The organism is Corynebacterium sp. HMSC29G08 (assembly GCF_001806875.1).
GTDB lineage: Bacteria > Actinomycetota > Actinomycetes > Mycobacteriales > Mycobacteriaceae > Corynebacterium.
Genome location: NZ_KV786267.1, coordinates 47,974 through 57,881, shown reverse-complemented (window position 1 = coordinate 57,881; position 9,908 = coordinate 47,974). Strand labels below are relative to the sequence as shown.

Below are 9,908 nucleotides of genomic sequence, written 5' to 3'. Positions count from 1 at the left end.
TGAAGGATTCGCGTCCGGTTCGTGCGCTTCGCTCTCAAGGCGCGAAGGTTGCCGTGGGTCATGTGCGTGAGAACCTTGAGCTTTCCGGCCAGCTGCCCACGGTGGTGGTGACGAGTTTCGCGGCGATCCCCAAGGACAATCCGGAGCTGGTGCGCGCGCAGGAGGAGAACATTCCGGTGATTCGCCGCTCGGATTTGCTTGGGGAGCTTATGGAGGGCTACACCCAAGTCCTGCTCGCCGGCACGCATGGCAAGACGTCGACGACGTCGATGGCGGTTGTTGCTTTGCAGGCTGCAGGTTTGGAGTAGTTCAATCCCGCAACGGCCTAGCGTTGTAGACTCCGGGCATGCCTGAAGGGGATTCGGTCTATCAGCTTTCCAAACGTCTGCAGTGGATGACCCGACGAGAGGTGCTCAAGACTTCGATCCGTGTGCCGCGCTACGCCACCGTTGATTTCACAGGCATGACGTGTGAGCGCGTCTGGCCCTATGGCAAGCATCTCTTTATGCAGTTCGCCGCACCCGGCCACCAGCCCCAAATCCTGCATACCCACCTGAAAATGGAGGGCACCTGGGCGATGCATCGCGCGGGCACCCGTTGGAAAAAACCAGCTCATGCCGCACGAGTGGTGCTTCTGCTTGACGACGCCCAACGTAGCCCCATCGAACTCGTCGGCTTCTGGCTGGGCGTTGTGCGAGTGTTTCCCGCCCGCGAGTTTGAGCAAGAAATGGGCTACCTCGGCCCCGATGTGTTGGCGTCGCACTTCGACGCTGCAGAAGCCATACGTCGCATCAAGGCGAGCCCGCAGTTGGAAATTGGCCGCGCACTGTTAGATCAACGCAACCTCGCCGGAATCGGCAACGAGTACCGCGCGGAGATCAACTTTCTCGCCGGCACGCATCCGGCGCAAAGGGTGGGTGATGTGGACGTTGACAAGCATGTGCACCTTGCGCGACGGCTGATCTGGGCGAACAAGGATGAGCCGGTGAGGGTGACCACCGGTATCAAACGCGCCGGTGAGACCAGCTATGTGTTCGGTCGATACGGCAAGCCGTGTAGGCGCTGCGGAACCATCATCCAGAAGGGATTTTTGGGCGGGGAGGGGGATTTGGAGCGGGTTATTTGGTGGTGTCCGAAGTGCCAGCCGACTCCTGACGCTCCTTGAGCGCACGGCGGATGAAGTACGCCAAGAAGCCCAAGATGATCAGGAGAAGGACACCGTAGATGACCTTGGAGTAGTTATCCGCCCAGACGGTGGCTTGCTCCCAGTTCTCCCCAAGTTTGAGACCCAAGTAGATCAGGATGGCGTTCCAAATGCCGGAGCCCAGCGTGGTCCACAGGCCGAACATGATAAGGCTCATGCGGTCCAGGCCCGCCGGGATGGAGATCAGCGAGCGGATGCCGGGGATGAGACGACCGAAGAAGATCGACGGCTTGCCGTGCTTGTGAAAGAACTCCATGGATTTATCCACGTCAGAGACACGCACCAGCCACATCCAGTCCGCGATCTTGCGCAGGCGCTCAAGGCCAAGCCACGCACCGACGCCGTACAAAATGTAGGCGCCGATCACCGAGCCCAGCACCGACCAGATGAACACGGCGACCAGATTCAGCGAGCCTTGGGCCACGGTGAAGCCGGCAAGCGGCAGCACCACTTCGGAAGGAATTGGCGGAAACAGGTTCTCCAACAAGATGGCGATACCAACGCCGGGGGCGCCGAGGACTTCCATAAGGCCAACGATCCAGTCGATGATGCTCTGCATTCGGCCTATCTTGCCCTACAAAATATCCAATGACCAAGTGTATACCGGCGCGCCGCTTTCCTGATTCTTCAGGTAGTGCCGCATCAGCTCCTTGAGCGCCTCCTTTCGCACCGGTGATTCCGGTGTGGTGGCGGGCGCAAGTTTATTCAGCGCGTTGAGTTGCCACATTGCCCCGTTTTGCCGGGTGCGTACGCGGCCCTCAATAATGCCGAGGTACTCCTCACGGCACGCGTTGCCTACGTGTAAGGCACGCAGGCCCTCGTCCGCGATTGGGAGCAGATGGTTTTCCACCAGCTCCGTAACAGGGATGGTGCCAAGCGTTGGCCAGTGCAGGTTGGCAGTTAAACCGTGACGGGCGCCCTGGTGGAAGTTCTCGCGCGCGTTCTCAAAGCTCAAGCGAGACCAGACAGGTCGGGTTTGCTCCGCCAGGATTTTGACGCAACCGTAGTAAAACGCGGCGTCTGAAACAGTGTCCTTCAGCGTCGGACCTGCTGGCAGGATGCGGTTTTCAATACGAATGTGGCTTAAAGGCCCGTTCGGATCATAAATCGGACGGTTCCAGCGCCAGATAGTGCCGTTTTGCAGGTTCAGGTAGTGCAGCCCCGGGCTATCCCCAAGCATCTCCGGCTTGCCGGCCTCTGCGCGGCCTTCCGGAAGCAGGGGAGAGAAGTAACTCACGTTCTCTTCAAACAGGTCGAATACGCTGGTGATCCAGCTTTCACCAAACCACACGCGCGGGCGCACACCCTGGTTGATCAGCTCCTTGGTTCGCGTATCCACGGACTGGGTGAACACGGGGATGCGCGACTCGTGCCACAAGCGGTGACCGAGAAATAGCGGGGAGTTTGCAGACAGCGCAACTTGGGCACCGGCAATCGCCTGCGAGGCATTCCACGCGCTGGCGAACATGTTGGGGTTGACTTGCAGGTGCAGCTGCACGGAGGTACAGGCGGACTCGGGCGCGATACCATCGAAATCGTGCGAGTAGTTCTCCTCACGCCACAGACTCACGTTGACTAGCTCACCGCGCGATTCCATCACAGAATTCTCCAGCCCCGCGTAGCGGTTTTCCGGAGTCATCCAATCAGGCCCCTCCAGAAACTGGGTGTTCAGCGTGGGCAGAGTCCCTACCATGGCGACCTGCGACCCGGCGGCTTTGGCGGCAGTGACCACCTCATCGAAACGCTGCTTTAAACCCTGCTCCAGTTCCGCTAAGCCGTCGCCCGCAATGGGCAGCGGCGGGTGGTTGAGCTCCACATTGAACTGGCCGATTTCAGACTGGTACTCCTTACTCAAACCCGCCAGCACCGTCTGGTTGTTGGGGTGAGGCTGCATCTGATCGTCCACAAGATTCAGCTCCAGCTCAAGGCCGATCGTGCCCTGATCCGTAAACTCCGCCTCCTGCAAGTGACGGTCAAACGCTTCGAGCTCTTCCTCCAGCTTTTGGCGGTAAACCGTGCGCTGCCTCGGCGTATATGAGTCCGCTGAGACCTGCTCGCCCATTACCGGTGCTCCCGGTACCAGGTGATCAGGGCGTCAGTGGAGCCGTCGCCACTCGCCGGTGCTTCCTTCCCCTGCACCGCGGCAGCCAAATCATTGGCCTGCTGTTTGCCCAGCTCCACGCCCCACTGGTCGAAGGAGTTGATGCCCCAGATTGCACCCTCCACAAAGGTGATGTGCTCATACAACGCCACCAGCGCACCGAGCGCCTGCGGGGTGAGTTCCTCAGCCAGGATGGTGGTAGTCGGACGGTTGCCCGGCATCACCTTGTGCGGAGCCAGTTGCTTATCGACGCCCTCCGCAACCACCTCATCCAACGTCTTTCCAAAGGCGAGCACCTTGGTCTGCGCGAAGAAGTTACCCATGAGCAGGTCATGCATGGAACCGGTGCCGTCTGCAGTGGGGAAGTCCTCCTTCGGACGCGCAAAGCCAATGAAATCCGCCGGTACAAGCGACGTGCCCTGGTGGATCAGCTGGAAGAACGCGTGCTGGCCGTTCGTGCCCGGCTCACCGAAGAAGACCTCGCCCGTGTCATAGGTAACGTGCGTGCCGTCCTTGGTTACGGACTTACCGTTGGACTCCATCGTCAGCTGCTGCAGATACGCCGGAAAGCGCGACAGATCCTCCGAGTACGGCAACACAGCATGTGTCTGCGCACCGTAGAAGTTGCGGTACCAAACGTTGAGCAGGCCCATGAGCACCGGCACGTTGCGCTCAAACGGGGTGGTGCGGAAGTGCTGGTCCATAGCGTGGAAGCCCTCAAGCATGCGCATGAAGTCCATCGGGCCAATAACCGCCATCAGGCTCAAGCCAATTGCGGAATCCATAGAGTAGCGTCCGCCGACCCAATCCCAGAACCCGAACATGTTCTTGGTGTCAATCCCAAACTCCGCAACCTTCTCAGCGTTGGTCGACACCGCCACGAAGTGCTTCGCAATTGCAGACGTATCGCCATCGAACTGCGCCAGCAGCCAACGCTTCGCAGCATGGGCGTTGGTCAGCGTCTCCTGCGTGGTAAACGTCTTGGACGCGATAATAAACAGCGTCTCCTCCGCGTTGCAGCGCTCCAACACCGCAGCAATGTCGGCGGGGTCCACGTTGGAAACAAACTCTGCACTAATGCCGGCCGTGGCGTAAGCACGCAGCGCCTTGGTTGCCATTGCTGGGCCCAGATCAGAGCCGCCGATGCCAATGTTGACAATCTTCTTAATCGTACGGCCGGTATGCCCAAGCCACGCGCCGGAGCGAAGCGCGGAAGCAAAATCACGCATTCGGCCCAACACGTCGTGCACATCAGCCGCGACATCTTGGCCATCAACCTTCAGATCCTGGTCGGCGGGCATACGCAGCGCGGTGTGCAGCACTGCGCGGTTCTCAGTGGAGTTGAGGTGGGCGCCGGTAAACATGGCGTCGATAAGCAGGGGAAGCTCCGCATCATGTGCCAAATTACGCAGCTGCTCCATAACCTGCGCATCAACCAAGTTCTTCGAAAGATCAACCCGCAGACCTGCAGCGTCAAACGTCAGCTCGCGAGCGCGATTCGGGTTCTCAGCGAACAGCTCACGCAACGTGAGGTTGGACTTTGCAGCGTGCAGGGATTCAAGGGCATTCCAGCTTGGGGTGGTGGTGATATCAGCCATACCTTCCAAGGTAGAGAATTCCCACGCATAATGGGTGCCATGAGCATTGTGAAAATTAACGCGATTTCTCTACCCGACAATGTGCCAGGTGCCGGCGAAGAGCTAGAGCGCCGTTTCGCCGCCCGCAAACACGCCATTGACACTCAGCCCGGGTTCGAAGGATTCCAGCTGCTTCGCCCAGTAAAAGGGGAGGACCGCTACTTTGTGGTCACCCGTTGGGCAGACGAAGAATCCTACAAGGCCTGGTGGGCGGGCCAAGGACGCGCATCGCACGGCGCAAGCAACAACGAGCAGGGCCAGGAGCGCAAGCCTGTGTCACAGAAGGCGGAGCTGTTGGAGTTCGAGGTAGTGCTCGACTCGCTAGAGCCTTAACCGAGCTCGTAACCGAGCCTTTAACCGAGCTTGCCGCGGCCCAGACGCAATAGGACCTGGGCCAACACGGGGCCTTCTTCACCCAGCTCATCGCGGAACTGGTTGATGATGGCAACCTCGCGGGTGTGCACAAGCTTCGTGCCACCCGAACCCATACGGGTTTTCCCGATCGCCTTGGAGATCTCGGAGCGACGCTTCACCGCGTCCAGAATTACTCGGTCTAGACGGTCGATTTCCTTGCGGTACTGCTGGATCTCCGCGTCTGACAACGGGTCATCTGTACCGGAAGGCATACGGATCTCAAGTTCGCTCATGCTGGCTCATTATACGGCTGTTCGAACGGTGCGAAAGCGGGTGTGGAATCGATGAGTAGGGTGTAAACCCATGACCAACCAGACCGATCTCACACTTGGCCTGAACCCGCAACAACAGGCAGCTGTCGTGCACCAAGGATCCCCGCTGCTCATCGTTGCTGGCGCAGGCTCCGGCAAGACCGCAGTGCTGACGCGGCGTATCGCTCACTTGTTGCAAAACCGGTCTGTAACACCGTGGCAGATTCTGGCCATCACGTTTACCAATAAGGCCGCGGCGGAGATGCGTGAGCGCGTTGCTGCACTCGTTGGTTCTGAAGCGGAGCGGATGTGGGTAGCCACCTTCCACTCCGTGTGCGTACGCATCCTGCGTCAGCAGGCACAGCTAGTCCCGGGGCTCAACACCAACTTCACCATCTATGACTCCGATGATTCGCGCCGCCTGCTTGGCATGATTGCCAAAGACTTCAACCTGGATTTGAAGAAGTTCACCCCACGCACGCTGGCTAACGCGATTTCAAATCTGAAAAATGAGCTGATTGACCCGGATACCGCACAGGCCAACGCTGCACAGACACGCAACCCGTTTGAGGCCACCGTGGCGCAGGTATACGTGGAATACCAGCGCCGCCTGCGCCAATCCAACGCGCTTGATTTTGATGACCTGATTGGTGAGGTGGTGCGGATCTTCAAACAGCACCCAGAGGTCACCGAGTACTACCGCCGCCGCTTCCGTCACGTCCTGGTGGATGAGTACCAGGACACCAACCATGCGCAGTACGTACTGGTCCACACGCTGGTGGGTGATGGGCCAGATGCGTCTGAGTTGGCCGTAGTGGGTGACTCGGACCAGTCCATTTACGCGTTCCGTGGTGCCACGATCCGCAACATTGAGGAGTTTGAGCGCGACTACCCAAACGCCACCACCATTGTGCTGGAGCAAAACTACCGCTCTACGCAGAACATTCTCAACGCTGCCAACGCGGTGATCGCCCAGAATCTAGATCGCAGGCCGAAGAAGCTGTGGACCTCGCAAGGGGACGGGGAGAAGATTGTCGGCTACGTGGCCGATAATGAGCACGACGAGGCACGCTTTATCGCCTCGGAAATTGACACGCTGACAGATGCGGGCGTGCGCTACTCCGATATAGCGATTATGTACCGCACCAACAACGCCTCCCGTGCGCTGGAAGATATCTTCATCCGCTCCGGCATCCCATACAAAGTGGTCGGCGGCACGAGGTTTTATGAGCGTCGTGAGATCCGCGACATCGTGGCGTACCTCAAAGTGCTGGAAAACCCGGATGACACGGTAAGCCTGCGCCGAATCGTGAACGTACCTAAGCGTGCCATCGGTGACAAAACCCAGGCTATGGTGGCGCTGCACGCGGAGAACAATAATGTCAGCTTCGGCGCGGCACTTCGGGACGCCGCAAACGGGGAAGTAGACATGCTGGCGTCTCGTTCCGTCAACGCCATCAGGGGTTTCGTGGAACTGATGGATGGCATTCGTAGCCGCATGCCAGAGATGCGCAATGACGTCACCGGCATGCCAGATCTCGGCCAGCTTGTGACCGCGGTGTTGGAGGACACTGGCTACAAGGCAGAGCTGGAAGCCTCCAACGATCCGCAGGATGCTGCGCGCCTAGACAACCTCAATGAGTTGGTTTCCGTGGCGCGCGAGTTCTCCTCCGAAGCAGCGAACCAAATGGCGTACATGTCCCAGGACGAGCTGGATGACGTCATGTCAGAGGGCGAGCCTGTGCCGGGCTCACTGCAGGCATTCTTGGAGAAGGTTTCGCTGGTAGCGGACGCGGATCAGATTCCAGAAAATGACCAAGGCGTGGTCACACTGATGACGCTGCACACGGCGAAAGGCCTGGAGTTCCCAGTGGTGTTTGTCACCGGCTGGGAAGACGGACAGTTCCCGCATCTGCGCTCTTTGGGGGATCCCGCAGAGCTGGCGGAGGAACGCCGCCTTGCCTACGTAGGCATTACGCGTGCCCGAGAGCGGCTCTACCTTACGCGCGCTATCCTGCGCTCCTCATGGGGGTCGCCGGTGACCAACCCGGCCAGCCGCTTCCTCGCAGAGGTCCCAGAGGACCTCATCGACTGGCGCCGGCTTGCACCGGAACCCGAATACCACTCCAGTAGCGCGTGGGGCAGCCCTGCCCCAGTGCCTTCGCGGACCAAGCGTGCGCGCCGCAGCCTTGCCGGTGAGGTGAAGGTGAACAAAAACCTGGACCTCGCGCCGGGGGATCGCGTGAATCACGCCAAGTATGGGCTTGGCAAGGTACTCACCGTTGAAGGCAGCGGTGTGCGCGAAACCGTCACGGTGGATTTTGGTTCCGCCGGCACTGTGCGCCTCATGCTCATCGGTGGAGTGCCAATGGAGAAGCTTTAGGCCTTCTAGATTGTGATGCCCTGCTGCTTGAACCAAACCACCGGATCGGTGGGGTTCACGCCGTCAGGCTTGATTTCAAAGTGCAGGTGTGGGCCGGTGGAATGGCCCTCATTGCCAATCTTGGCAATCTGCTCGCCTGCGCGTACTTGCTGTCCAACGCTGACGTTGTAATCGCGCATGTGCCCGTAGACGGACACCTCACCGCCCGCGTGCTTGATAACAACCCAGTTGCCAAAGCCCTGGGCGGGGCCTGCGTTGATAACCGTGCCGTCCATGACTGCGTAGATCGGGGTGCCAATGTTGTTGGCAATGTCAATACCGTTGTGCATATGCCCCCAACGCGGGCCGAAGCCGGAAGTAAACGTACCAACCGTCGGTGTGACCACGGTACGGCCGTCCGCAGTACGGCCAGTCTGGTAGCGAACAGCGTTGTCGCCACTAGGAGCAAAGGCTTCGCTCAGCTCCTTGCCAAGCGAGCGCGGGTCATACACCACGCTGTAGCCCGCGTAGCTAAACGTTGCACCGGTATCCACAACCGCGCCAACTGCACCAGCAACGGCGCGCAACGCCTGACCACCGTCGGTTACGGGAGCGCCGTTGACGTTGAACGTGACGGCATTTGCCGGAATCGCGGTCGCTGGATTCAAAACAAGCGCAGCAGCAACTGTTACAGTCACTACAGCGGAAACTGGGCGGCGGGAAAACTTCATGAAAGCGGTGCCTTTTCGTCTGGGAAGAGTAAACGGTTCAGGTTTTATGCTCTGACGGTGCAGAGTTGTCCGCCGTAGAATCTAGCCACCCAAAAATACTTTGGCAACGGGATGACATGCAGTTTCATCGAATGGCTGTTTTATTTTCAGGCTAAAATTGCAGGTCAAGAGTATGTGACTGGAGTTAAAAAAGAAATTTCTAGTGGCTGGTGTGACTGGTGTGATTTCGGGGGTGGTGCACGCCTTGTTAAACAACGCCAAAACCCGCCACCGGAAAGTCTCGAAGAGTTCGGTGGCGGGTTTGCCTGGAGGGTTTGTGCGGTACTAGATAATCACGCCACGCTCGGCCAACCACGGAATCGGGTCAGCTGGGTTCGTGCCGTCAGGGTGGATCTCAAAATGCAGGTGCGTACCGGTGGAGAAGCCGAGGTTGCCCATGCCGGCAATCTGCTGGCCTGCGGTGACGTGCTGTCCTACGGAAACGTCAATGCTCTGCATATGGCCGTACAGGGATACTGCGCCGTCCTCGTGCTGGATGCGTACCCACAGGCCAAAGCCCTGGGCCGGACCAGCGTCAATAACAACGCCGTCCTGGATGGCAACAATCGGGGTGCCATTGGCGTTGGCAATGTCGATGCCGTTGTGCATCGTGCCCCAGCGCGGGCCAAAACCCGAGGTAAACGCACCTTCTGCTGGGCGAACGGTTGCCGGCATGCGTGCAGCGCGGTCGGCTGCGGCAACTTCTTCAGAGTGCTCCACGGCCTTAGCCAGCTGCGCGGTGAGGTTCTCAACCGGCTTGAATTCTGCAATGGCCAGTACCTGTGGGGCGGCGTCCGCGAGCATCTCAGGTGCGTCGGCGAGCTTGTTCACGTCTGCGGCAAGCTTGATCTCAACGTCCTTGGAGGCAGACTTGCCGGAAAGAATATCGGCTGCGGCGGCGCCGGAGAGGCCGGCGGTAGAGACGGCACCAGTAGTGACGGCGACCATGGCCACACGGCCCTTGTTTGCCGTCTGCTTGCGGTGCTTGCCGCCCGCGCGAGTCGAGTTGAACATCCTGCCTCTTCTAAGATCCGTTAGTCTTGACCGATTTTTCTGCTGAGTTGTTGGTGTTCAGCAATGCAGTCGTGACCATCTCGTTATCTAGACGAGGTAACTGTAACGAATCGGTCTCGGCGGGGCAAGCCGTTTCTCAGAAAAAAGTAAGTCGT

9 protein-coding genes and 1 pseudogene are annotated in these 9,908 nt (G+C 59.1%); 4 read left to right on the top strand and 6 right to left on the bottom strand.

Annotation, left to right across the window (positions count from 1 at the left end; translation table 11 throughout):
- Positions 1–305: pseudogene (locus tag HMPREF3101_RS09420) on the top strand (Mur ligase domain-containing protein); the annotation flags it as partial.
- A gap of 41 nt (positions 306–346) precedes the next feature.
- Complete coding sequence (locus HMPREF3101_RS09415) at positions 347–1,165, top strand: DNA-formamidopyrimidine glycosylase family protein (RefSeq protein WP_070464787.1); 819 nt, start codon at positions 347–349, stop codon at positions 1,163–1,165.
- Here HMPREF3101_RS09415 and HMPREF3101_RS09410 read toward each other — a convergent pair.
- From HMPREF3101_RS09410 to pgi, 3 genes are read right to left on the bottom strand one after another with little or no spacing between them, the layout of a single operon-like run.
- Positions 1,119–1,763 (bottom strand): DedA family protein, encoded by a 645-nt coding sequence (locus tag HMPREF3101_RS09410; protein ID WP_070464785.1) that lies wholly within the window; start codon positions 1,761–1,763, stop codon positions 1,119–1,121. The two genes, HMPREF3101_RS09415 and HMPREF3101_RS09410, sit on opposite strands and share 47 nt — an antisense overlap.
- A gap of 15 nt (positions 1,764–1,778) precedes the next feature.
- On the bottom strand, positions 1,779–3,266 hold the full coding sequence (locus HMPREF3101_RS09405) for a glutamate-cysteine ligase family protein (protein ID WP_070464782.1): 1,488 nt from the start codon (positions 3,264–3,266) through the stop codon (positions 1,779–1,781).
- On the bottom strand, positions 3,266–4,903 hold the full coding sequence (pgi, locus tag HMPREF3101_RS09400) for a glucose-6-phosphate isomerase (RefSeq protein WP_070464779.1): 1,638 nt from the start codon (positions 4,901–4,903) through the stop codon (positions 3,266–3,268). The genes HMPREF3101_RS09405 and pgi overlap by 1 nt, the downstream gene beginning before the upstream one ends.
- A gap of 39 nt (positions 4,904–4,942) precedes the next feature.
- Between pgi and HMPREF3101_RS09395 the strand changes: the two genes are divergently transcribed.
- On the top strand, positions 4,943–5,275 hold the full coding sequence (locus tag HMPREF3101_RS09395) for an antibiotic biosynthesis monooxygenase family protein (protein ID WP_070464815.1): 333 nt from the start codon (positions 4,943–4,945) through the stop codon (positions 5,273–5,275).
- A 20-nt stretch (positions 5,276–5,295) separates the two neighbouring features.
- On the opposite strand, the gene HMPREF3101_RS09390 is transcribed toward HMPREF3101_RS09395, so the two are convergent.
- Positions 5,296–5,589 (bottom strand): chorismate mutase, encoded by a 294-nt coding sequence (locus tag HMPREF3101_RS09390; protein WP_070464776.1) that lies wholly within the window; start codon positions 5,587–5,589, stop codon positions 5,296–5,298.
- A gap of 70 nt (positions 5,590–5,659) precedes the next feature.
- Here HMPREF3101_RS09390 and pcrA point away from each other — a divergent pair, with 70 nt between their 5' ends.
- The gene (gene pcrA / locus HMPREF3101_RS09385) at positions 5,660–7,990 is read left to right on the top strand and encodes a DNA helicase PcrA (protein WP_070464773.1); all 2,331 of its coding nucleotides are present in this window, start codon (positions 5,660–5,662) and stop codon (positions 7,988–7,990) included.
- Between the two features lie 5 nt (positions 7,991–7,995).
- Here pcrA and HMPREF3101_RS09380 read toward each other — a convergent pair whose 3' ends face one another.
- Together HMPREF3101_RS09380 and HMPREF3101_RS09375 are read right to left on the bottom strand one after the other, a co-directional pair.
- Positions 7,996–8,667 carry a M23 family metallopeptidase gene (locus HMPREF3101_RS09380; RefSeq protein ID WP_246816721.1) on the bottom strand — a complete coding sequence of 224 codons (672 nt, stop codon included), beginning with the start codon at positions 8,665–8,667 and terminating at the stop codon, positions 7,996–7,998.
- 357 nt (positions 8,668–9,024) lie between these two features.
- The gene (locus tag HMPREF3101_RS09375) at positions 9,025–9,753 is read right to left on the bottom strand and encodes a M23 family metallopeptidase (RefSeq protein WP_070464767.1); all 729 of its coding nucleotides are present in this window, start codon (positions 9,751–9,753) and stop codon (positions 9,025–9,027) included.
- Positions 9,754–9,908 lie beyond the last annotated feature (155 nt).